The 23476-nt window shown below is 45.5% G+C and carries 28 protein-coding genes; 15 read left to right on the top strand and 13 right to left on the bottom strand.

The window, feature by feature from the left end:
* Complete coding sequence (locus GV030_RS01600; protein ID WP_159579143.1) at window positions 1-978, top strand: pyruvate dehydrogenase complex E1 component subunit beta; 978 nt, start codon at window positions 1-3, stop codon at window positions 976-978.
* Between the two features lie 79 nt (window positions 979-1057).
* On the opposite strand, the gene ffh is transcribed toward GV030_RS01600, so the two are convergent.
* Window positions 1058-2377 carry a signal recognition particle protein gene (gene ffh / locus GV030_RS01595; protein ID WP_159579141.1) on the bottom strand — a complete coding sequence of 440 codons (1320 nt, stop codon included), beginning with the start codon at window positions 2375-2377 and terminating at the stop codon, window positions 1058-1060.
* 122 nt (window positions 2378-2499) lie between these two features.
* Here ffh and GV030_RS01590 point away from each other — a divergent pair, with 122 nt between their 5' ends.
* Entirely contained in the window at window positions 2500-2979 is a 480-nt protein-coding gene (locus GV030_RS01590) for a hypothetical protein (RefSeq protein WP_159579139.1), read from the top strand.
* Between the two features lie 136 nt (window positions 2980-3115).
* Here the strand turns inward: GV030_RS01590 and GV030_RS21550 are convergent, their stop codons facing one another.
* The 7 genes from GV030_RS21550 to GV030_RS01560 form a co-directional block, all read right to left on the bottom strand.
* A complete protein-coding gene (locus tag GV030_RS21550) occupies window positions 3116-3238 on the bottom strand; it encodes a hypothetical protein (protein ID WP_255465029.1) in 123 nt (40 codons plus the stop codon).
* Entirely contained in the window at window positions 3228-3701 is a 474-nt protein-coding gene (locus GV030_RS01585) for a nucleoside triphosphate pyrophosphohydrolase family protein (protein WP_159579137.1), read from the bottom strand. Before GV030_RS01585 ends, GV030_RS21550 begins: the two co-directional genes overlap by 11 nt.
* Window positions 3701-3781, bottom strand: a complete 81-nt coding sequence (locus GV030_RS01580; protein ID WP_255465461.1) for a hypothetical protein — start codon at window positions 3779-3781, stop codon at window positions 3701-3703. The genes GV030_RS01585 and GV030_RS01580 overlap by 1 nt, the downstream gene beginning before the upstream one ends.
* 20 nt (window positions 3782-3801) lie before the next feature.
* Window positions 3802-5307, bottom strand: coding sequence for a sodium-dependent transporter (locus GV030_RS01575; protein ID WP_159579133.1), 1506 nt, complete (start codon window positions 5305-5307; stop codon window positions 3802-3804).
* Window positions 5304-7280, bottom strand: coding sequence for an OPT family oligopeptide transporter (locus GV030_RS01570; protein WP_159579131.1), 1977 nt, complete (start codon window positions 7278-7280; stop codon window positions 5304-5306). Before GV030_RS01570 ends, GV030_RS01575 begins: the two co-directional genes overlap by 4 nt.
* Window positions 7281-7426: 146 nt before the next feature.
* On the bottom strand, window positions 7427-8338 hold the full coding sequence (locus GV030_RS01565) for a DUF4097 family beta strand repeat-containing protein (RefSeq protein WP_159579129.1): 912 nt from the start codon (window positions 8336-8338) through the stop codon (window positions 7427-7429).
* A 50-nt stretch (window positions 8339-8388) separates the two neighbouring features.
* On the bottom strand, window positions 8389-10455 hold the full coding sequence (locus GV030_RS01560; RefSeq protein WP_159579127.1) for a carboxy terminal-processing peptidase: 2067 nt from the start codon (window positions 10453-10455) through the stop codon (window positions 8389-8391).
* A gap of 358 nt (window positions 10456-10813) precedes the next feature.
* Between GV030_RS01560 and can the strand changes: the two genes are divergently transcribed.
* The gene (gene can / locus GV030_RS01555; protein ID WP_159579125.1) at window positions 10814-11446 is read left to right on the top strand and encodes a carbonate dehydratase; all 633 of its coding nucleotides are present in this window, start codon (window positions 10814-10816) and stop codon (window positions 11444-11446) included.
* A 92-nt stretch (window positions 11447-11538) separates the two neighbouring features.
* On the opposite strand, the gene GV030_RS01550 is transcribed toward can, so the two are convergent.
* Entirely contained in the window at window positions 11539-12501 is a 963-nt protein-coding gene (locus GV030_RS01550; protein ID WP_159579123.1) for an ROK family protein, read from the bottom strand.
* 173 nt (window positions 12502-12674) lie between these two features.
* Between GV030_RS01550 and GV030_RS01545 the strand changes: the two genes are divergently transcribed.
* The 6 genes from GV030_RS01545 (at window position 12675) to trxA (ending at window position 14836) form a co-directional block, all read left to right on the top strand.
* On the top strand, window positions 12675-12929 hold the full coding sequence (locus tag GV030_RS01545; protein WP_159579121.1) for a hypothetical protein: 255 nt from the start codon (window positions 12675-12677) through the stop codon (window positions 12927-12929).
* Entirely contained in the window at window positions 12926-13183 is a 258-nt protein-coding gene (locus tag GV030_RS01540) for a hypothetical protein (RefSeq protein WP_159579119.1), read from the top strand. Before GV030_RS01545 ends, GV030_RS01540 begins: the two co-directional genes overlap by 4 nt.
* On the top strand, window positions 13180-13566 hold the full coding sequence (locus GV030_RS01535; protein WP_159579117.1) for a gamma-glutamylcyclotransferase: 387 nt from the start codon (window positions 13180-13182) through the stop codon (window positions 13564-13566). Before GV030_RS01540 ends, GV030_RS01535 begins: the two co-directional genes overlap by 4 nt.
* 86 nt (window positions 13567-13652) lie before the next feature.
* Entirely contained in the window at window positions 13653-14078 is a 426-nt protein-coding gene (locus GV030_RS01530) for a VOC family protein (protein ID WP_159579115.1), read from the top strand.
* 70 nt (window positions 14079-14148) lie between these two features.
* Window positions 14149-14496 carry a hypothetical protein gene (locus GV030_RS01525; protein WP_159579113.1) on the top strand — a complete coding sequence of 116 codons (348 nt, stop codon included), beginning with the start codon at window positions 14149-14151 and terminating at the stop codon, window positions 14494-14496.
* A 43-nt stretch (window positions 14497-14539) separates the two neighbouring features.
* Entirely contained in the window at window positions 14540-14836 is a 297-nt protein-coding gene (gene trxA, locus GV030_RS01520) for a thioredoxin (protein ID WP_159579111.1), read from the top strand.
* Here the strand turns inward: trxA and GV030_RS01515 are convergent, their stop codons facing one another.
* Window positions 14837-16894: a penicillin acylase family protein gene (locus GV030_RS01515; RefSeq protein WP_159579109.1), complete on the bottom strand. Its 2058-nt coding sequence runs from the start codon at window positions 16892-16894 to the stop codon at window positions 14837-14839.
* 21 nt (window positions 16895-16915) lie between these two features.
* Between GV030_RS01515 and GV030_RS01510 the strand changes: the two genes are divergently transcribed.
* Genes GV030_RS01510 through GV030_RS01500 form a run of 3 tightly spaced genes read left to right on the top strand, consistent with a single transcriptional unit; the run spans window position 16916 to window position 18262 of the window.
* A complete protein-coding gene (locus GV030_RS01510) occupies window positions 16916-17362 on the top strand; it encodes a patatin-like phospholipase family protein (RefSeq protein ID WP_159579107.1) in 447 nt (148 codons plus the stop codon).
* Complete coding sequence (locus GV030_RS01505; RefSeq protein WP_159579105.1) at window positions 17359-17688, top strand: patatin-like phospholipase family protein; 330 nt, start codon at window positions 17359-17361, stop codon at window positions 17686-17688. The genes GV030_RS01510 and GV030_RS01505 overlap by 4 nt, the downstream gene beginning before the upstream one ends.
* A gap of 43 nt (window positions 17689-17731) precedes the next feature.
* Window positions 17732-18262 (top strand): inorganic diphosphatase, encoded by a 531-nt coding sequence (locus GV030_RS01500; protein ID WP_185155802.1) that lies wholly within the window; start codon window positions 17732-17734, stop codon window positions 18260-18262.
* Here the strand turns inward: GV030_RS01500 and GV030_RS01495 are convergent.
* A complete protein-coding gene (locus GV030_RS01495) occupies window positions 18259-18585 on the bottom strand; it encodes a hypothetical protein (RefSeq protein WP_159579103.1) in 327 nt (108 codons plus the stop codon). The genes GV030_RS01500 and GV030_RS01495 overlap by 4 nt on opposite strands.
* Window positions 18582-19133, bottom strand: coding sequence for an RNA polymerase sigma factor (locus GV030_RS01490; RefSeq protein ID WP_159579101.1), 552 nt, complete (start codon window positions 19131-19133; stop codon window positions 18582-18584). The genes GV030_RS01495 and GV030_RS01490 overlap by 4 nt, the downstream gene beginning before the upstream one ends.
* Before the next feature lie 141 nt (window positions 19134-19274).
* On the opposite strand from GV030_RS01490, the gene GV030_RS01485 reads away from it, so the two are divergent.
* Together GV030_RS01485 and GV030_RS01480 are read left to right on the top strand one after the other, a co-directional pair.
* On the top strand, window positions 19275-19631 hold the full coding sequence (locus GV030_RS01485) for a DUF6249 domain-containing protein (protein ID WP_159579099.1): 357 nt from the start codon (window positions 19275-19277) through the stop codon (window positions 19629-19631).
* Between the two features lie 7 nt (window positions 19632-19638).
* Window positions 19639-22074 carry an ABC transporter permease gene (locus GV030_RS01480; protein ID WP_159579097.1) on the top strand — a complete coding sequence of 812 codons (2436 nt, stop codon included), beginning with the start codon at window positions 19639-19641 and terminating at the stop codon, window positions 22072-22074.
* On the opposite strand, the gene GV030_RS01475 is transcribed toward GV030_RS01480, so the two are convergent.
* On the bottom strand, window positions 22075-22398 hold the full coding sequence (locus GV030_RS01475; RefSeq protein WP_159579095.1) for a DUF2614 family zinc ribbon-containing protein: 324 nt from the start codon (window positions 22396-22398) through the stop codon (window positions 22075-22077). It lies immediately after the preceding gene.
* A 55-nt stretch (window positions 22399-22453) separates the two neighbouring features.
* Here GV030_RS01475 and GV030_RS01470 point away from each other — a divergent pair, with 55 nt between their 5' ends.
* Window positions 22454-23404, top strand: a complete 951-nt coding sequence (locus GV030_RS01470) for a hypothetical protein (protein WP_159579093.1) — start codon at window positions 22454-22456, stop codon at window positions 23402-23404.
* Window positions 23405-23476: the final 72 nt, after the last annotated feature.

The following is a 23476-nucleotide window of genomic DNA, read 5'->3' as shown; positions in this document are numbered from 1 at the left end:
ATGCGAGAAATACAATTCAGACAAGCGCTTGGCGAAGCAATGAGTGAAGAAATGAGAAGGGACCCCAAGGTCTTCCTTATGGGTGAAGAAGTTGCAGAGTACAATGGTGCTTATAAGGTAAGCCAGGGTATGCTCGATGAGTTCGGACCAGATCGTGTGATTGATACGCCTATTGCGGAGCTTGGTTTTGCAGGAGTGGGTGTTGGGGCAGCCATGAACGGCCTTAGACCGATCATTGAATTCATGACTTTCAATTTCTCTTTGGTGGCCATTGACCAGATCATCAACGGAGCAGCGAAAATAAAGTCAATGTCAGGAGGACAGTTTGACTCCCCTATCGTGTTCAGAGGCCCTACCGGAAACGCCGGACAACTCAGCTCTCAGCACTCTCAAAACTTTGAAAACTGGTATGCCAATACTCCGGGACTGAAAGTGGTCGTGCCTTCTAATCCTTACGATGCTAAAGGCTTGCTCAAGGCATCCATCAGAGACGATAATCCTATTATCTTCATGGAATCTGAGCTGATGTACGGAGACAAAGGTGAAGTGCCGGAAGAGGAATATCTATTAAACCTTGGAGAGGCCCATACCGTGAAATCAGGAACTGACGTAACACTCGTCTCCTTTGGTAAAATGATGAAAGTGGCTATTGAAGCTGCAGATCTGATGGCCAAGGAAGGTGTGAGTGTAGAAGTCATTGACCTGAGAACGGTAAGACCCATCGATTATAAGGCGATAGTGGAATCAGTAAAGAAAACTAACAGACTGGTAATTGTGGAAGAAGCATGGCCATTGGCCTCTATTTCTGCAGACATTAGTCATCATGTGCAAAGACATGCATTTGACTATCTGGATGCACCTATCCATCGAGTGAATAGCATGGACCTTCCTCTGCCGTATGCACCTACGCTCATCGAGGAAATACTTCCTAACGTTAAACGAACTTTGGACGCCATTAATGCGGTTTCATACAGATAATTCATAGATACCAAATAATAAAAAAGGGATCAAGTGTACACTTGATCCCTTTTTTATATCCTGCCAAAATTACCGTGACTTACGACATCAAATTGGACAAAGCCTTTGCTCCCCCCATCTTGTTCATGGTTTTCATCATTTTACGCATCTGCTCAAATTGCTTCAGCAATTGATTTACCTGATTTACTGAAGTACCACTTCCATTGGCAATTCGCTGCCTGCGGCTCCCATTGATAAGGTTTGGATTCTCACGCTCCAATGGAGTCATAGAACGTATGATGGCCTCTATAGGCTTTAATGAGTCATCATCTATATCAATGTCCTTGATGGCCTTGCCCACACCTGGCACCATGCCGAGTAGGTCCTTGATGTTACCCATCTTTTTGATCTGCTCCATCTGAGAGAGAAAATCATCAAATCCAAACTGGTTCTTCTTGATTTTCTTATTGATTCGTCGGGCTTCTTCCTCATCAAAAGTCTGTTGCGCCTTTTCCACCAGGGAGAGCACATCACCCATACCCAGGATTCGCTTGGCCATACGGTCAGGGTGAAACAGATCGATGGCATCCATCTTCTCCCCAGTACTAATATACTTAATGGGTTTGCTGACCTCTTTCCTTACGGAAAGCGCCGCTCCACCCCTTGTATCTCCATCCAGCTTGGTGAGTACCACTCCATCAAAATCAAGTCGCTGATTGAACGCTGCTGCTGTATTCACAGCATCCTGTCCAGTCATGGCATCCACCACGAAAAGTGTCTCAGAGGGCTGTATTTCTTTCTTAATGCCTGCTATTTCATCCATCATGGCTTCATCTACCGCCAATCTACCCGCTGTATCAATGATCAATGACTTCTTGCCATGCTCCTTTGCGTATTTCACAGCATTCTTAGCAATCTTCAAAGGATTCTTCTCATCGGGCTCCGTGTACACTTCCACCCCTATTTGCTCGCCCAGCACCTTTAGCTGATCAATGGCAGCCGGTCTGTACACATCACATGCGGCCAGTAACACTGTTCTTCCCTGCTTCTTAAACTGATTAGCGAGCTTCCCACTAAAAGTGGTCTTACCTGACCCCTGTAGACCTGATATAAGAATAATATTGGGATTGCCTGTCAGGTTGATCGGCACATTGGTCTCTCCCATCAGTATGGTAAGCTCCTCCGCCACGATCTTAGTCAGCAATTGACCTGGAGATACAGCTATCAACACATCACGCCCAAGGGCCTTTTCCTTAATGGAATCGGTCACTTCCTTAGCTACCTTATAATTAACGTCAGCATCGATAAGTGCTCTTCTGATCTCCTTAACGGTAGCAGCAACATTGATCTCCGTAATATTACCCTGCCCCTTAAGCGTCTTAAAGGCTCTATCTAACTTAACACTAAGATTATCAAACATTATCTTCCAATTTTATCTACCGCAAAGCTAATAAACATCTGTTTATCGTAACCCATAGACGCCATATTCAGTATTATACTTTACGTAGTACCTTGTAATACATAATAACGAAATATATAAACATGAAAAAGCTAAGCCTAACCATTTTCGCACTACTATTGATTGCACTCACCTACCAGGCAGAGGCTCAAAGCAAAGTAGTCGCCAAAGACCTTATCGGATCGTGGAAACTGGTCATCGATGTAGATGAAGAGTTTGAAGAAGCCAAAAGAGAAGTCGATGAAGAGGACTCATTCCTTGGGAAAATCATCCTTAATTCTGTCTCTGGCATTGTTTCCGGTATACTTGAAGAAATCGACATCTACATGGAATTTAAGCCGGGAGGTGAAGTAAAAGTCATAGTAGAGGCATTCGACGAGCGGGAGATTGAATATTCAGAATGGCAAATAGACAAAAAAGGTCGCTTGTATATTTCTGACACTGAAAACTTCTCCACAGGAGATTCTGATTACTGGTTAATGGAAAAAGGTGTTTTGATCCTGTTCGAAGACGATAACGAGCGCAGTGATAACGTCTACTTAGTGAATATGGATAGCAATTAAATACCACTTTAAGGGTATTGCCACCCTAACAAATTCTGTTTTATTTTGAAACTATTATTAGTTTTTAAAGTTTCTTGAACTAATTTTACAAAATAACTCAGGATTTGTTATGAAAAACAAAACAGCTATAAAACTTTTATCCTCCATCACTGCCTATCTGATCCTTATGTTCGGTCTCGGTTGTGACGAAAAGATCATACGTAATTTCTTTGATCTGCAGAGTAGCCTGGTTTCGACCATCTCCTTTGTCATCCCTCACTTATAATTTTTTTGAGATTGGCGGGGGAATAGTTAATTGACTTCAAGGTTTTATTGTCCTCCTTACGGTAAACCAAAAACTTACCCTCCTTCTCTACAAAGTACGCTTCTGTTCCTTTTTCATTCTGATAGTAATCTACGGTTTGCTGCGCCTCTTCCTGAGACACGCACGCTTTGCTCATATTGGAGCGCTGAACCTCATTGAATAGGGTAACAAATTTATCTCCCAAACCAAACTCCAGCACGGCACCAGAAAGCACATATTGGATATCACAGAGTGCATCTGCCACCTCCACGATATCCTTATCCTGGATAGCTTGTTGCAGTTCATTAAGCTCCTCCTGAATAAGGGACACCCTGAGAGCGCATCGCTCTGCGGAGGGAATCTGAGGTGTCTCCAACACCGGGTGTTTAAACGTTTTATGAAATTCTGAAACCTGATTTAAAGAATCTATTTTATCCATTATTTATCTTTTTCGTTTTTCAATGCTTTAATCAAAAAATACACAAAGCCGCCTACCACCACACCGACAATCAAAATCATACTCACTATCGCAGAACCACTCATACTGTTACTTTACAAAATCGGTGATACAAAAATTTATTAATGACAATACCCACCAAAATTACCGTGCCCCACTGCGTAACGATAGAGGCGTTACTATAAACGTCCATCCAGTTCCAACTGCCCTGGGCATCAAACCATGGGAATGTGCTGTACCCCTGTGACATCCACCAATAAATGAGAAACACGCCCAGCAGGATATTGACATAGATAGCGTATTTGAAATAGGCATTTGAAATGGTAAAGTCAGAATCCTTGTCGATCAGCTCTTTTTTGAATTTGACAGGATCATATAAGGCTGTGGCTACGGAGATGAAGATTCCACTCACTATAAGACCAAGCCCCCACACCCAATCCTGATTACTGAAGAAGTCCAGTGAATAGGCCGATGGTAACCCAAAAACAGTAAACGCCACCAAAAGTATCACTGCAATCATACCTTCAGATACACCAATGGTTGAGAGATTACTTTTGAGGAGCTCAAGCATGGGCAAAAAGGAGCTAAAGGCAGCTAATGTAAGTGCCAAAAAGAAAATCAAAGTCATAAAACCACCACCGGGAATGGTAGCAAATAGCTTTGGTATGATTGTAAACGTGAGCGACTGACTACCGGACTGCAGGAAAGCGGTGGCCTCCTGATCACTGGCAGAAAGTGCGAATACAGCAGGCAGTATAGCTATGCCAGCCAGTATAGAAGCGGTATTGTTTCCAAAGGCTCCAATGAACGTATTCAAGGTCACATCCTCTTTAGCACGGGTATAGGATGAAATAGTAATCATCAAACCCCAACCTGCTCCGGTAGACCATGCCGACTGTGAGAGGGCCTCTATCCAGATGGTAGGGTTGCTGAAATTATCCCATTTGATCGCAAACATATACTCCAGGCCTTTTGTGCCGTTCTCCATAGTGAGCGCCGAGGCGGCTACAATCACCAACAGCACGAACAAACTTGGAATCAGAATGCGGTTGGCCTTCTCCAGACCATTCTTCACCCCTCTGCGCACCACAATCACACCCAGAACAATCACCAGTATATACAACCCGATGGTCACCATGCTGCCATTCGAAAGGGAATCCCACTGGTCCAACAAGTAATTAGGATTGCTTGCTAATTTATCCGTAAGGGTATTTCCCATAAAGCCATCATACAAATTGATCACCGAGATGGACAGGTATTCAATGGACCAGGCGGTCACTACTGAGTAATAGAAAGCTATCCCAAGCGTGCAGAAGGTAATGAAAAACCCCATCCAGGTAAGCCTTTTGCCGGCCAGTTTACCAAAAGACCCAATTACCCCACTTTTATACTTTTTACCGATGGAAAACTCGGCCAACAATAAGGGGATGGACCATACAAAAAGGAAAAGAATCCAGAGTAATATGAAGCTACCCCCATACTGCCCCGCCAAACGGGGGAAACGCCACAAATTACCTGCGCCAATGGCCATTCCCAGTGAAGCGAGAATGATCCCCCATCGATTACTAAACTCCTCGCCCTTACTCATAATTTGTCTTTGGAAGCCTTCACCACAGATCTATACAAGTAGACAAGAATGAGGAACAGCAAGCCGGGGCCAAGCAGGCTCCCACCAAATGTGCCGTCACTCAATTCCAAATCAAGACCGAAAGTAGCGATGAGCGCAATCATTATGCCCATCAGCGCCTCTCCGGTGATTAAACCAGAGGCAATCAGCAAGCCGGCATTGGAAGCCCTGTCAGCGCTCTCTGAGGATATATTATTTCTTTTAAAACTCCTATCCAGCATCCAGGCAATCACCCCACCAACAAAAATGGAAGAGTCCAGCTCAAAGGGAAGATAAAGTCCAACAGCAACCGCCAAAACAGGCATTCTGAAGTTGGAACCAATTTTCTTAAGGTATTGATCAGCGATTATGATGAGGGCACCGATACCCCCACCCACTGAAATGATGGTCCAGGGAAGCTTACCTCCAAAAATTCCGGTAGCCACACTCATCATCAGAGTGGCTTGTGGAGCAGCCAATGGATTAGGATGTTCGGCCGTAGGGTTTCCAATTCCCTTGGAAGCGAGTAGCAGATTCAATACCGGAGCGATCAGCAGGGCACCGGCTACCACCCCAATCATTTGCATCACCTGTTGATTTCTAGGTGTAGCACCCAACACATATCCGGCCTTAAGGTCCTGCATGTTATCTCCGGCGATGGCCGCCGCACAACATACCACAGCTCCAACCAAAATTGCTCCAGCTGCTCCCCTTGAAGGATCAGAAGAGCCCATGAGCAAAAGCAACAGCAAAGCAGTACTTAAAATGGTGGCGATAGTGACCCCTGAAATGGGATTATTGGAACTCCCAACGAGTCCGGCCATGTAACCCGCTACAGCCGAAAACAGGAAGCCCGCAAGTACCATTATCAAGGCCATGAAAAGCGTAACAGGCACGTCCTGAATAATAGTGAGGTAAATGAAGAAAACAGGAACGATCATGATTCCAATGCCCATTAGTACCCAGGACATTGGAGTATCCAGTTCTGTTCTTAACGTCTCTGAGACATTCTGAGCGCCTGCCTTAAAGGCCTTCACTCCAGAGGTGAAAGCTGTGGTAAGCGCACTCTTTAGGCTAATGAGCGCCCACAAACCACCCACGATCATAGCTCCCACTCCAAGGTATCTCATTTTGGCGCTCCAGAGGGCTCCACCGAGGGCTTCCGGACTAATACCATCCACGCTCACGAACTTCCCGGCCTCTACCAGCTCGGCAGCCACCTGAGCATATCCATTGAAACTCAAATAAGCAGGCATAGCTACCCACCAGGTGATCACTCCACCCAAGAATACCAATGTGGCAATATTTAATCCCACAATATAACCCACCGCCACAAGGGCCGGAGAAAGGTTCAAACTGAAATATAAATAGGCCTTTTGGTTAACAAGGGCAGCCTTCTCATACACACCGCCCCAAAGCTTGAGCGCTTCGGTACCTAATTTGAAAAGACCGCCGATCAAACTTCCGTAAATCAGATATTTCACAGACTTGCCCCCGGTTTGACCGGTTTTCAATACCTCAGCGGTAGCGACACCTTCAGGAAACATTAGCTTTTCTTTGACGATTAGGGCATTTCGCAAAGGAATGGTGAATAAGACACCCAAAACCCCTCCACAAATGGAAATGAGTGTGGTCTCTATATAATTAAACTCCTCCCAGTATCCCATAATCACCAGAGCCGGAATGGTGAAGATAACCCCTGCTGCCAGTGATTCCCCTGCCGATGCAGCGGTCTGCACCATGTTATTCTCCAGAATGTTCGAATTTTTAAAGGCCTTGAGAATGGCCATGGAGATCACTGCTGCGGGAATTGAAGCTGAGACGGTAAGTCCCGAGAACAATCCAAAGTAAGCATTGGCTGCTCCTAAAACGACTGACAAGAGTGCTCCGATAATAATCGACCTGAAAGTGAGCTCGTTGAGCTTGGTTTCAGGACTAATGTAAGGTTTGTGCATGTAATTTGGGTTTTGGGGTGTTTTGACTGCCGACAAAAATGCCTATTTAAGTCGCAAACCCAAAAAGTACACGATATCTTTTTATCTCTTACTACCGTCGATGGAAAAAACTTTGTAACTGATCCGATCAGCCAATCTTCTAAAGGTTAGTTTTTGTACACCTGATCGCCGCTGGTGCTTTCCCCGGCAATCGTATATTGCCCCCGATCCATGTATAGCCGATCTTCGGACCTGGAGCTACCTACACACAGATCACCAGAAGTAGCCCTCAGATCAAAGCCGAGTGATTCAATCTCATTTTCAAAAACAAAATAAATATCTCCGGAAGTAGATTTGAATCGACTGTCGCCCGTGATGCGAACATAATCTCCGGTAATATTGCCAGACGTGGTGCCCGCCTCAATGGCTCCCTCTATTCCATCGAAATCCAGGTCACCGCTTGTAGCAAAGGCCTTCACATTTCCTTTAATCTTATCGCATTCAATATTGCCAGAGGTCGCCTGTGTCTCTAAATTTCCACGGATTTCAAAATACTCCTGATCCCCGCTGGTAGACCTCATTTTTATATCTCCGGTAACATTTCTTGCTCGCAGGTCTCCCGAAGTGGCTTTTAGCCAGCAATCTGAATTGATATTCTTCAGCACTATATCTCCACTCGTAGTGGAAGCCTCCAGCTCTCCTGTAAAATCTGATACGTTGATATCACCTGAAGTATTTGTGATTTTAAGCTCTATGTGCTCCGGCAGGGTAAGAGCGAGCTTGCCAAGCTCAATATTGGACCAACCTCTGTTTCGCTCTTGTTTACGTTCCACCCTAAAAACAACAGTTGAACCTGTCTGTATGCTGGCAATCAGGTAATCCCCCGATTTTCCACTCCCTTTGATGATCCCATCGAACACCAGACTAGAACCCGGGGTGACGAATACATCACAAAAAGCACCATCTATAACCACCTTTTTTACATCGGATGATTCAAAATGGTGCTCAGCCAATGTGCTCTGGGCAAAGGAAGCAAATGAAATAATTAGACAACAAATGAGGGTAGTGGTTCTTTTCATGACTAAAGTGTTTTAATCAACAGATGCCCCTCCACTCTCAAAGGTTGCACCTAGCCTACTTTTATTTTCGAAAGCTCGGCCAGAAGTCGCAATCCCTCTTTCAAATAAGGGTCTTCGGAAAGTTTTTTGGCATTCTCATCTGTGAAAACCTCGCCCTGGTCCAGCGTAGTAGACAGGTTATCTTCTATTTCTTCGTCTTCCTGCTGCAAAAGTCGGCGCTCCTCCAGGTTGAGCGACACGGCAGTCTGTTTTCTCAGTTCTTTGGCCCTTTCTATTTCCTTCACCAAATCCTGCAGGTCTTTATCCTCCTCTAAGTGATTCTGATAAAGCGCCTCCAGCTTACTGATTAATTTGGGTGAAATCTGATTGGTCATTTTAAAATTGGAAGAAGAAATCTCGTCCCATGGAAGTGCATTGGGGCGCCCACTCTCTCCGAAAATCTCATCATCATATGGAGATGGAAAAGCAATATCGGGTGCTACCCCCAGCTTCTGCGTACTGCTGCCTGTTACTCTATAAAATTTGGCAAGGGTCATTTTGAGCTGCCCCAGTTCCACATCTGATTGACGCATATAGCGTCCTATATCAATGAGATTCTGAACAGTGCCTTTGCCAAACGTATTCTCGCCTACTATAATACCTCTCTTGTAATCCTGAATGGCACCTGAGAAAATCTCAGAAGCCGAAGCACTGTATCGATTAGTCAAAACAGCCAAAGGCCCATCATAATACACCTTACCATTGTCTTCATCCTCCATAATATCAACACTGTTGTCTGTGTTGCGTACCTGAACTACTGGCCCCTTTGGGATGAACAAACCTGTCAGCTCAATGGCTTCCTGCAATGAGCCTCCACCATTGTATCTTAGATCAATCATCAATCCGTCAACTCCCTTTTGATTCAGGCTGTCAATCAATTTCTTGACATCACGTGTGGTACTGCGGTAATCTTTCACCCCGCTGTTCATTTCTTCGAAATTCAGATAGAAACTTGGGATATTGATAACCCCCAGGCTAAACGTCTGATTTCCTTCGGTGATGGGGATGATTTCCGCTTTTGCGGCTGATTTCTCCAACTTGATTTTATCCCTGACCAGCCTGATGGTATCCGGCAGGCCATTGATGTCTTTGTTATGTTTGATCACCTGCAGTCTCACTACTGATCCCTTAGGTCCCCTGATTTTCTGTACCACCTCATCCAGCCTCCAGCCTACTACATCCACAAACTCAGCATCATCTCCCTGCGCTACTCCAATGATTTTATCATCCTTCTGAAGCCTCTGGCTCTTATATGCAGGGCCTCCGGGTATAATGTCGGCTATTTTGGTATAATCAAGCTGTTGGGTGAGTTGCGCACCAATCCCCTCTAATGAAAGGCTCATGTCTATCTGAAAATTCTCCTTGGCGATAGGTGAGAAATAATCTGTATGTGGGTCATAGGCACTCGTAAGGGCGTTCATATATGCCTGATACACATCCTCACTATTGTACTGATACAGTGCTTTCTCTACTCGCTTGTATCTTTTGCCCAGGGCTTCCGCAATATCCTTCCACTCTTTGCCAGCCAGCTTATAACTCAATGCCTGACTTTTAATGATTTTTGCCCACACTTCATTCTGCTCTATCTTATTCTCTGGCCATGGAAGGGCCTCCCTATCTGTTTCAAAGTACTCTTTTTGATCAAAATCAGGCTCCGTTTTCAGTAATTCGTGCACATAGTCCATTCTGTCCAGTGATCGCTCACGGTAAATACTAAATACCTGATAGGCAAAATCAAGATTCCCTTCGGGCAGATCATTATCTATTCTGTATCTGTACTTTTCGAAATAATCCAGATCCCCTTTAAGAAAATAGGATTTATTCGGATCGAGTGATTCAAAGTAGTTGTCGAAAACCACAGAAGAAAGTGAATCATTCAATGTGGCCTTCCGGTAATGATATCGATTCAGTAGGTTGATAATGACGAAAGTCTCGCTGGAATGCTCCGGTTTTGGTTCCAAGACCTTTAAAGAATCGGATACCAATTGGTCCTGAGAGGAAGTCTGAACCAGGTGTTCGGAACCATCAGAAAACCCAAGGCTCAATACCAACAAGAGAATCAACAGAAGATTGTTCATATATTTAAGATTTTTGAATCGATTTGACTTTCACACCTTACTCCGCAAAACGGACTTCTTCAAAAACGAAAGAATTTCTTTATGGTTCGAATCTACAGCGTGCTAAATCAATGATAATTAAGTTTTACGAAAAGTGATTACCCAAAGACATATTCCATACCAAACTCCCGAAAAATTCTGAATATTTTTCCTGCGATGATAAAAATGCTCTTCCGCTATCCCTGGACTCTAACGATTTAAATTTCGGATATAATACTGGTTACAACAATTTAACCAAATTGGTAGTTTGCTTTAAATGTAATAAATCCATTATTTTCGGGATATACTTGTTGAGTAAAAACTAAAACCTATAGAGAAGATGTCAGAGTTGTACAAAGAGCTGTTAGCCGGAAATCAAAATTGGGTAAGGAATACCCTGAAGCTGAACCCTAATTTTTTTGATAGTCTGGCCGAAGCTCAAAACCCTCAGTTTCTTTGGATTGGCTGCTCAGATAGTCGCGTACCCGCTACGGAGATTACCAACACCCTTCCTGGCTCCATTTTTGTGCACAGAAACATTGCCAATGTAGTAGTGCACACAGATTCAAATCTGCTCAGTGTGGTCAATTATGCTGTGGAGGTGCTCAAAGTAAAACACATCATTGTGTGTGGTCACTACGGGTGTGGAGGTGTGAAAGCTGCCATGAGCAATGAAGACTTTGGCTACCTCAACAACTGGCTACTGCACATCAAAGATGTGTACAGACTTCACCAAAAAGAACTGGATGCCATTGAAGACACCCACAAGCGGTTTGATCGGTTTGTGGAAGTGAATGTACAGGAACAGGTTCATGACCTTTCGAAAGTCTCTTTCATCCAGGAAAAATGGAAAACCGGCGAATTCCCTTACATCCATGGCTGGGTATATAGTCTAAAAGATGGGCTACTCAGAGATTTGAATGTAACCATCAACAGTCAGGAAACGCTGGACAAAGTATTCAGATACGATTAAAGCTACCCCGTTCCTTTTTATATAAGATTCAAAAAAGCCCGCGGCACCGATATCGGTGCCGCGGGCTTTTGATTTTTTCGAAGTAGATGAGTCTACTCTTGTAAGTGGTTCCACACCAAGGCAGCCGCTCCGAGGACTGCCGCATTTTTTTTCATCATACCTGATGGAAGTAGCTTTACCTTCCCTTTGTAAAAGGGCAGCAGGTTTTCTTCCAGGTGCTTTCGGGTGGGATCAAAAATCCATTTTCCAGCCTTAGCCAGACCTCCTAGTAGAAAAAATGCCTCCGGATGTGAAAATGCCGTAAAGTTAGCCAGTTGTTCGCCGAGGATTTTACCCGTCATTTCAAAAGCAGCCTTAGCGATGGGGTCGCCATCCTCGGCCGCTTTAGTGATGATCTCTCCATGCAGCTCATTGTATGAGTAATCGCGCAACACACTATCATCCATCATATCTGAGAGCAGGTAGAAGACCGTTCGCTTGATCCCTGTGCTGGACACATAAGCTTCCAGGCCGCCCCGGATTCCCAATCCGGTCAGGCGCCCATTGTCCACTATCTTGACATGTCCAAGCTCACCTGCCTGCGAATCATACCCATAAATGAGTTGACCATTGCTCACGATCCCACTTCCCAGGCCGGTACCCAGCGTGATGACCATAAAATCCTTCATGTCAGCCGCATTGCCATAGATCATTTCTCCAATAGCCGCAGCGTTGGCATCATTGGTAATATAGATAGGCAGATCATATCGAGTCTTGAGTTCATCTGTGAAAGGTACAATTCCTTTCCAGAGCAGATTGGCCGCATGCTCTATCGTCCCGCGGTAATAGTTGGCATTGGGAGCACCCACTCCTATTCCCATCACTTCGTGCTCAAAATCTATCTGGCTACGCAGGCCCTCAATTTGCTTCTTCAATTCATCCAGGTAGTCACCAAAGCCCTTATGCATAGTAGTAGAAAAATCCATGTGGGCATACAGATTACCTTCTCTGTCCACAATACCAAGTTTGGTGAGTGTGCCCCCTATATCCACTCCAATCGCTACTTTCTTCAACATTATCCGAAAATGTGTGTTATAAAATTTTTTAAATCGTGATAAGCTCCAAATATATACAGATCAGGTAAAAGGATTCTCCAAAAATTAAAGAGGATAGGGATTAATTAATAAGCACAGACCAAGCAGTATATCTCATTTTTTTGTATTATTGATATAATAAAAATCACTTAGCCATGAAAAAAATTTTAATGCACGGTATTTACATCGTCATCATTGCCTTCTTTGTGGTCTTCGCAAATATCAAAGCCAGTGAGGCGCAAAAGTCCGTGCAAACAGCAGAAGAAGCTCTATCGAAGGTAGAAGTGGCTCAAGCAGATGCAGTGAAACAAGCCAAAATTTCAGAGGATCTGGCAACTGAAAAGATCAAAGCTTTATATAGCGCCCAGAAGATCAAGGATGAACTGGAAGCATGTAAAGGAAAAAAATGAAAAAGTACGGAATCCACTTTATATACGTTCTCATCATTGTGACACTGGCTGTACTCAGTCGCATCAAAACCAGTGGTTTAGAAGCGGAGTGCCTCAACGCAAGAGAGAGCGCAGAACAGAACGCAATGATGGCAAAGGAAGCGCGCCAACAAGCCATCGAACAAGCCGAAGTGGCAAAAATGGAAGCCTACAGGGCGCTGGAAGCAGCAGAGCAAGCGCGCAAGATGTTAGAAGAATGTCAACAACGTAAATGACCACATACCTATTTGCATACGGATTTCTAAAGACCCGTTTTCACGGAAACAGAAAGACAGAAACACCAGAAATAAAAGCAGAATTAATCACCAATGGATTCTATCCGGGCAAGATGTTCCGTGTAAACGTGTATCCCGGGGTGGTGTATGACCCTGAATGCGGTCAGAAAGTCAAAGGTGAAATCTTTAAACTAGAAAATGCTGAGGAAATGCTCCACGTGCTGGATCGCTATGAAAATGCGCTGCCTTTGGTGCTGCTGGATCCGGACTATGAGCGCCGCATGCGCACCATAGAAACCCCCTCCGGTCCTCTTGACTGCTGGGTATATGAGTACCTCAAGGCGGTCAATCCTGCCACCGAAATCAAATCGGGTGAGTTTTAGTCATACTTTTGGGTGATTTGTCTACTCACGCTTGAAAGGGATTAATATTTTGTCCTTCTTTGGGTCTCATCAAAACCAAAACGAACATGGAAAAAGAGCCCAAAGTAACCGGCATAGGTGGTATATTTTTCAAAACCTCAGACCCCAATGCCACCAAAGACTGGTACCGACAAAACCTGGGCTTGGTCACTGATCAGTATGGATCTTCCTTCGAATTTAGGAACACCAATAATCCAGATGAAATCAATTACCTCCAGTGGAGTCCCTTCACCAATGACACCACCTACTTTCAGCCTTCCCCCAAAGAGTTTATGATCAACTACAGAGTGCAGAATCTCGAAGGCCTCCTTGTCAAACTTAAAGCCGCGGGAGTCACCATTTGTGATGAGATAGAGGAGTTTGAATATGGCAAATTCGTACACATCATGGACCTGGATGGCAACAAGCTGGAGCTTTGGGAACCTGTGGATCATGTTTTCACAGAGATGCTCGATGGTAAAACCACCAAGTAATCACTTCCTTTTGATAAAAAATCATGAAATATGACTATTTTGATCGGTAGAACCGTTCTTAAAGATAGTCATGACCAAGATCCTACTCACCAAACTTCAATGCATCGTCAATGATGAAATAGACGAGGACGAAGTTTTCCTTAAGTACAAAGGCGAAAAAATATGGCCTGATTCTGGGCTCTATAGAGGCATCGATACTTCCGAAACATTTGACGTCAATGTGACCATCGAGAATGAAAGCCCGGAGGAACCCATGGTAGTGGAGTTATGGGACTTTGATTTTCTCAGTGCCAACGATTTTCTCGGCACCTTCACCATGAAAATAGGATCAGATACCGAAGGGAGTTTCAGTACCAGCATGGCACTCAAAGAAGAAGGGAGTACCGCATCGTACATACTTTACTGGGAAATTTTATAAAAGCAGGCAACCAAATTAGTCGATTGTCTGTTTACCTGCTGATATGTCAAATTTCCACGAGTTAATCAACCGAAACACCCCCACCCTGGTAGACTTTTACGCCGACTGGTGTGGGCCGTGCAAACTTATGCCCCCCATCCTCAATGAGGTGAAATCAAACCTGGGTGGAGCAGTCAACATCATCAAGGTAGATGTAGACAAAAACAACAAAGCTGCACATAAATACGGGATACGCAGCATTCCCACGCTTATCCTTTTTAAGAATGGTAAAATCCTCTGGCGCAAAACAGGCGTGGCCCAGGTAGCTGAAATTCAGCAGGCTGTCAGGAAAATTGCCTGATCATCGGGGATGATAGACGGAGGTGGCTGTTTTCCTTACCTCCTCTATATCCAGTGTCATTGGCTTTCGCTGTTGTTTCACAAACTTCAGCATCTGATCTGCATAGTGTGGACTATCGGGTTGATTGCTGGCACCATATACATTGATGGTTTCTATGATGGGTAATCCCTCTTCGGGATACCGCACCAGCATGATCAATGATTCGCCCTGCGATGCGCGGACGCGACCATCCCTGTAGGGCACAGCATCCATGGCCGTGATCACATCCATGATCCCGTTCACTGGCATTTCGTACGGCCCCCTCACCAGCAATTGATAATCACCCAAGCGGATGTCCAGCCTTTTGAAATGTTTCTTCAGATAGGCATGTGTGTAAGCCACCGCTTCCCAGGCTTCGGCTTCCGATAGCGGATATGGAACCCCGGTATACTTCGATCGATACTTGTCTACTAAGTGCCGATACAGAATCATGAATTGCGCTGCTCCAAGGTTATTGAAGTGCGCCGATCGGTCCCACTCATGGAGGATCTTTATGAGCTCGGCATACTTTCGGTGCTTCATACTATCCAGCTCAAACAGGGCACTCAGATCGGCCGGATAAGCCAGCTGCTGGGGTAAAGTGTCATCATATTTTACAGCCAGGAAATCCTCCCAACTCAGTACATCATATTGATCCATCAACTCTCTGAACCGGGTGCTCCGGTTGTTCTCAAACTCCCGGTAACCCATGGTGGGATCGTAGTCCTCCGGGTTGGGGTTGTCCTCTATTGCCGTGCAACTGAATGCTGAGTTGTTGGTGTTAAAAACATAGCCCGATTCCGGATTCAAAACCTGAGGTAAATCCTCTAGTGGATGAAACTCACCAGACAGGGTTTTACTGGTATTTCCAGGCAGGGTTTTGGACCAATCGAACTGAGGATCCCGTCGTGGGATTTTGGCATTGCCGAGGTAAAAGATGTTATCATCCCGGTCGGCATAGACAATGTTAAATCCCGGAATAGCCACCATCTCCAATGCCGATTTGAACGATTTCAAGTCGGTGGCTTTGTTCATCCGGTACCACTGCTCCGGCGCCCGCAAGTCATGAAGCGCACCCAGATTAAAGGCAAAGAAACCTTGCTCATTTTTCACGACTGGTCCGTAAACACTCCTGAAAACGAGCTTTTTTACCTTGATTTTAATGCCAAATATTATTCTGATTGATAATTTAATCTCTTCTGAATCAAGGGTTTTCCATTCATCATCAAACCTATACTTTAATCCATTTTCAGAATCCATCTCCAGCTGAAACACATCAATCTTGTCGGGATAGTTGACGGTATGTGCCCATCCCAAATTTTCATTGGTCCCATGAAAAATCGTGGCCCCTCCGGGGAACAGTCCGCCCAGCGCATTCCAACCTTCATCACTCACCAGGTGAGCCTCATACCAGCTGGTAGGCCCTTCCAAAGGTTGGTGTGAATTGATGTTGAGATAGACATAATCATCGGCCGTTTTCTTTCGGGCAAAGGCAAAAGCATTGGACCCTTTTCCGGAGAGGTCAGGAGCCTCCGCCACATTCCCTTTGACAAGGTTTCCAATCACCTGATCAGCCCCAGAGATCACCGCCAGAGAGAGTACATAAGCTGAGAGTACTTCCTTCACAGTGATGGGAAAAGACCCTTCCACCAGTACCTTCTCTGGATACCTCGCTGCATAGGCATTGAGCCCATCGGTATAGGCGGTAATGAGGGCTACATAGGCAGGCGACAAAGTCTCCCATTGAGTGTCCACCACTTGCCTGCATCCCAGCAGGGCCACCACATAATCGGCCGCTGCTCCCTGCTTCCCCAGGTGCAGACCGAGCATCTGTTTCCCGGCCAGCATGGTCAGCTGAATGGTCTGAAAATCATCCTCAGCATGTGCCCATGCCAGCCCGTAGGCTACTCCAGGGTCCGTAGGCGCATAGATGTGAGGCACTCCATAGGCATCACGCATGATTTCTACCTCCTCCGGCTGCACCTGCCCATTGGCAAAAAAGACACAAAGGACACCAATAATTGCGCTAAAGATTTTCATATTGCATTCAGGAAATTAACTATGCCACAAGATAAAAAATATAACATTGGATTGGTGCTGAGTGGTGGCGGTGCCCGTGGTTTTGCACATTTGGGAGCGCTGCAGGCATTGCATGAAGCCAAAATCTATCCCGATGTGATCTCAGGAGTAAGCGCGGGCGCCATTGCAGGAGCCTTCTATGCCCATGGTATGGCACCTGAAGATATTTTCGAGCTCCTCAAAGAAAAAGGGGTGCTGGAGTATTCCAAGTTCGGGTTCCCGATCAATGGACTGCTTTCGCTGGACGGGCTGGTGAGTGAGATCAAAGAAAACATCCCGTGTGAGGACGTCAGTGAGCTGTCAAAGCCCGCCTTTTTTGCGGCTACCAATCTGAACACTGGAAAGGTAGAGTACTTCAGCAAGGGAAATCTATGCAAGGTAGTGGCTGCTTCGGCCTGTATCCGATCCTCTTCAGCCCTATCAAAATGAATGGTTATCAATACATAGACGGGGGCACCTTTGATAACTTTCCTGTAAAGCCCATTCTGAACAAATGTGAGAAAATCATTGGGATCAATATCAGCCCTGTCAATGAAATTGAAGAGTTGAAGTCATTATCGGCCATTGCTGCCCGGGTGTTTCAACTAAGCGTGAATGCCACTGCTCATAACAGCCTGAGAGAATGTGATTTACTGATAGAGCCTAAAGAACTTTTTAAGTACACCATACTGGACAGCAGTGCCGCCAATGAGGTCTACCAAATCGGCTATGAGGCTACGAAGAAAGAATTAGAAGAGAACCCCTTGGAAGACTGAAAGCACCTGACTATTTTGTGGCCTCAATTAAAATACGAGCATCATGATGAACCCGTGGCATAACGTACGAATAGGAAAAGAATCTCCTGAGGTGGTAAATGGAATCATCGAAATTCCGCAAGGCAGCCGGGCCAAATATGAATTGGATAAGGACTCCGGGCTTCTTATTCTGGACCGGGTGATTTACTCTTCTATGTACTACCCTGCCAACTACGGTTTCATCCCGCGTACCTACTGCGATGATGGTGACCCACTGGATATCCTCGTACTTTCACAGATCGTCATAGACCCACTATGCATCGTACCTGCCAAGGTGATCGGGGTAATGCAAATGTTGGATCAGGGTGAGAAGGATGACAAGATTATTGCCGTGGCACAGGGAGACATGAGCGTCAACCACATGAACGATATTGGTGACTTGCCTCCTCACTTTGTGAAAGAGCTCAGAAACTTCTTTGAAGACTACAAGAAGCTGGAGAAGAAGACGGTGGTCATCGAGGATTTTCAGGACCGGGATACAGCGGTCGACATTGTCAAAAAAGCAGTGGAAGACTACACCAAAAAGTTTGGCTAAATCAGCTGCGTTTTTTTCCTGACAAGTTTGTGATCGAGCCACTGAAAGACCATCACCATCACACCGATCAATAGTCCCCACAAACCCATCTCAGGCAGGAGTGCAAGCGAATCTTTGTCTGCAAAAATGACCAGGCATATCAGTCCGGAAAGCAGGAAGCCAGACATAGCCAGGCCATAGACCCATTTCATGCTGCTGTCCATAGCTGCTTCTCTTTGATGAATTTTGGTAAGTACACGATCAGAAAAGCCCGCTGGCATGGAAACCTCCAAAGGTCTTTTCAAGGCCTCTTCAAGTTTTTGATCTATTTCATCTTGTCTCATAAGTCATGTATTTCTTTCCCTATATATGGCTCCGACAGTGTTTTTAGCTTCTGCTTAGCTCTGAACAGGTAGTTTTTCACCGTGCCTTCCGGCATTTCCGTCACCTGTACAATTTCAGGATAACTAAATCCCTCCAGGTAATAAAGCGTGAGCACTGTCCGATAGTTCAAAGGCATCTGAGCAATCAATGAATGGATAAATGTAGCATAGTCTGCCGTTTCTACCGAAAGATCCTCATGCCCTACGCTGAAATGAACCGTCTCCAGGTCTTGCTCTTCCACTTTTCGGTTGCGCTTCCGCAGGTGATTCACCGCCATCCGATAGGCAATGGTCGCTATCCATGTGGAGAGTTTGGCATCAAACTTAAAGGCACTCAGGCTTTCGTAAACCTTCACAAACACATCCTGACAGAGCTCCTCTCTGTCCCGGTCATCATCTACCAGCCTAGTCACCATATGCACCACCAGCCGCTGATACTTATCGATCAGCCGCCTGAAAGCCCATTGGTCCCCCTTCAGGACATCTAACACCAGTGCTCTATCCTCCATTCAAGTATCATTAGACAACATCGGGTTCGCGGATGTTGCAGCCATCCTTAATTTATTTCTTTTTAAAAAAATCTACCCTACCCTGCAACATTTACCTGATCATCTGATGTCTAACCTTCCAAATCTTAAAAACAAAAAATCATGGATCATCATTTACAATCAGTGCTCATGCCCATAGCGGTACTCGGCACACTTTCAGTAGGTATAGTTCTGATCATCAAAACCCTCACCGAGTATTTTCTCCGAAAGAAAATGGTAGAAAAAGGCCTGGTAGGCGATGATGCCGGCGAGCTCTTGAGAAAACAGGTAGAGAATAAATATGCAGCGCTCAAATGGGGCCTGATCATTCTCTTTGGCGGGTTGGGACTCATGATCATCGAGATGATTCCTTTTGATAGCTCCTCCACACTCCCTTACGGTGTATTGGCTACCAGCCTCAGCCTGGGCTTCCTCCTCTACTTTGGATTGGTACAAAAAATGAACAAGGACGGTAATTAATAGCGCCATGTGGAGAAACTATTTAATCGTTAGCTGGCGAAACATCAAAAAACACAAGGCCTTCACCGCGATCAATGTGGTGGGTCTTTCGCTTAGCATGTCCGTCTGTCTGTTATTGATCTTGCTCGTCTATGATCATTACTCCTACGATACCGTTCATCCGCATGGAGACCGGACCTATAGGGTACTCACCTACCAAAAAGGAGCACGGGGTATCTTCTCCAATGGCTATGCTACCTCACCGCTCCCCATCGGGGAGACACTGAGTAGTGGATATACCATTGCTGACACTTACACCAACCTCAATCATGGGCTGCACGGCGAAATACGCTCAGCGCACAAAGTGATCAATCCTGAGTCAGAATTTGACGGTCGCTCGTTATTTGCTGATCACAACTTCTTCAAGGTATTTGGATTTGATCTTAAAGAAGGAGATCCACTCACCGCCCTGAATGAACCCTACTCCATGGTACTAACCACTCAGATGGCCAATCTACTTTTCCCACAGAAAAGTGCCCTGGGTGAAGAAGTGATCATGGAAGGCATGGGCAGATATAAAGTGACCGGAATATTGACTGAGGAATTACCCAAGAGTCATATCAAGTTCAAACTGCTGGCAAGCTTCTCCACCATCCCACTGCTGGTCAAAGAGAACCATATGACCAATGAGTATAAGGAATGGGAAACTATCTGGATGAATTATAACTACATCGTGCTCAATGAGAAAACCTCCAAAGCAGAAGCTCAGGCCCTGATCAACCAGATCACTTCTGAAAAAATGGAAATTAAGGAGGATCACCCCGGCTATGAATTTGAACTTCAGGCGATCTCGGAGATCGTGCCTGGAAGGCTTCTCAGCAACGAAATTTCCTTTACCCTGCCTAAAATCGTGCTATTATTCTTCGGACTCCTTGGGCTGGTGGTCATTATCACAGCCAGCATCAACTACGCCAACCTTTCCATTGCCAAATCGCTGACCAGAACCCGGGAGATTGGTATCAGGAAGGCTAATGGAGCTTCCAAGGCACAGATCATCATACAATTTCTGGTGGAATCGGTACTCATCTCCACCCTATCTCTGGTGGTGGCCATTGGTATCTACTGGTTCCTGATCGATCAGTTCAATGCACTGTGGATCTTCAATCAGGTAGGCATCACCCTTGAAGACACCGTGTTCGCTTATGGTTTCTTTCTCCTATTCAGCCTTCTTCTCGGGATTATTTCCGGCGTAGGCCCATCGTATTTCGTCTCCAGACTAGACACCATTCGGTCTTTGAAGGGCAGCGGAGCCTTTTCCAATACCATCAAGAGTGGTTTTATCTCCAAAATATCCGGTAAAAAAATTCTATTGAGCGTCCAGTTTGGTCTTTCCATAGTCATGCTGGTGAGCATCTTTCTGATCAGGGATCAGGCCAATTTCCTGACCAGGAGTAGTTTTGGGTTCGACGATGAGCACATCTACTTTGTTCGGCTACAGGGACATGACCCCAAAGTGATCGAAACGGAATTTGCAAATACCCCGGGGATTGAAAACGTCACCTTCACCTCACATCACCCCGCAGTGGGTAGATCGCACGGTGCCAATATGAAACTCAATGAAGCGGACGAATTCATCACTATTTATCACTTCTCTGTGGAGGAAAGGTATGTGAGTGTCATGGGCCTTGAGCTGATCGCAGGTACGGATTTCCCAAGGGCTGCTAATCAGGAGCAGGAAAAGTTCATAGTAGTGAATGAGCTGGCTACGAAGCGTTTGGGTTTTGAATCCCCGGCTGCTGCGGTGGGTGAGCTGGTTTATATCGAAAATGACACAAGGGTGAAAATCGTCGGGGTGGTCAGGGACTACCACTGGGAACCGCTGATGAAATCGATAGAACCTCTGGCCCTCCGAATCAAACCCGGGGATTATCAGTTTGCTTACTTCAAAATAGGGGTAAATGATCCCGGCGCTTTTGGCAAGGGGATGGAGCAAAAATGGAATCAGTATGACCAGTCCAGAACCTTCCAAGGGGGATTCCTCAACGAAGAAACAGACCTTTTTTACCAGTTCTTTTATGACCTTGGCGGAATTCTCACCTTCATCTCCTTGATAGCCATAGCCATTACAGCATTGGGTTTCCTGGGCATGGTAAGTTTTCACCTGAAAACCAGAACGAAGGAAATCGGAATCAGAAAGGTATTGGGTGCCAGTTTTGGGCAGATCACCCTGGCTATGACAGGTGGTTTCATGGTAATGCTGGCCTCCACAGCACTCGTCATGGTGCCTGTAGCGGTCTTCGCCAACGGGCTCTGGATCAACCAAATGGCTGTGCATTCCCCTATCAGCATTTTCAACCTGGGACCTGCCATACTCATTGTAGTACTGTTATCTGGGGCTACCATCCTCGCACAGGTATGGAGAAACACCTCTGAAAATCCAGTCAATGCATTGAGGTCAGAATGATCACTTGGGGATACCCGCCTTATTGGCCATACCACACGCCGTACAGGTGAGTATCCCCATAAAGTTTTTCTCCTGGCAAGCCATGCATTCGTAATAGGTAATCTCTTTGAGGGGGTCTCCCTGCTCATCGAAAAAAGCTACCGGAGTGTCACACTTCTCACAAACATAATTGCGCAGTTTCTCCAGCCGCTGATCCTTCTCACAGTGTGGGCAGCGCACTGTCACCCCCTTTTTGCGCTTATTGATAGAAGATACCCGCATCCAAAAAAACAGCGGAATCACCACAATCATCAAAGCAATCACCCAAATATTTTCAATTTCCATCGGTTTCAAGTTACTTAGAAGAATCAAATTCTCCGTTAACTAGCCGATTAACTAAATGAAATTCAGATTATCCATTGGGTTGTCCCTCCTTTGGTATGCTACATTCGCACAATCTCCGCTGCATTCCACGCTTCAAAACAGTCCCCTGGGGTATACCCTAATCACCCCTCCCGGCACGGCCAAAGGACTGATTGTTTTTATTCCGGGTTTCGCACAAACTGCCGATCAACTTCTTCAGGAAACTGAATTTGAAAAGTTGGCCTATCTGTATGGAATCACCACCATAGTGGTACCCTGCGGACGCAAGATGTATGCCGACGGCCAGGTGGTGAAGCTACTGAATGAAGCCATCATCGCTACATTGAGTGACTACAACATAGCGCCTAATAAGGTGGTGATGGGCGGATTCTCAGCGGGCGGCACCATTGCATTGAAATACACCCAATACTGTCTGAAATACCCTGAAAGCTACCCCATCAAACCTAAAGCAGTCTTTGCAGTGGACTCGCCTGTAGACCTGAAAGAAATCTACAGCTATATGGAGCGTGAGCTGGAAAAGCAATACTCAGAGGCCGGAGTAAGTGAAGCATATGTGATCAAGGCCCTCATGGAGCGCGAACTGGGCGGAACTCCCACAGAGGTACCTGTCCGATATCAGGAACTGAGCCCCTTCACCAAAGGGGCCAAACTAGGTGGAGAAGCAGAAGTTCTCAAATCATTTCCTATCAGACTATACCACGATGCAGACATTCAATGGCAACTAAAAAACCGCAGAAGGAGTTTCTATGACATGAATATAGCTCCAGCCTCTGAGATGATCAACCAGCTGATGCTCTTGGGCAACACCCGGGCTGAGCTCATGATGACTGTGGGTAAGGGAGTGCGCAGCAATGGTGAAAGACATCCACACTCCATGTCCATCGTGGACGAACAGGAGCTGATGATCTGGATTCTGAAACATCTGGAAGTAGACACCAACCCTGCTCATAAAAAAGCGAGTAATTAAACCAAAACATTTCATCATTTCTAAAAAAAGAAAAACTCAAAATCTTCTTGCCTTTTCACTTTTATCAGGTTT

It is taken from the genome of Marinoscillum sp. 108, from assembly GCF_902506655.1.
GTDB classification, from domain to species: Bacteria; Bacteroidota; Bacteroidia; order Cytophagales; family Cyclobacteriaceae; genus Marinoscillum; species Marinoscillum luteum.
This window is presented reverse-complemented; position numbering and strand designations above follow the sequence as displayed.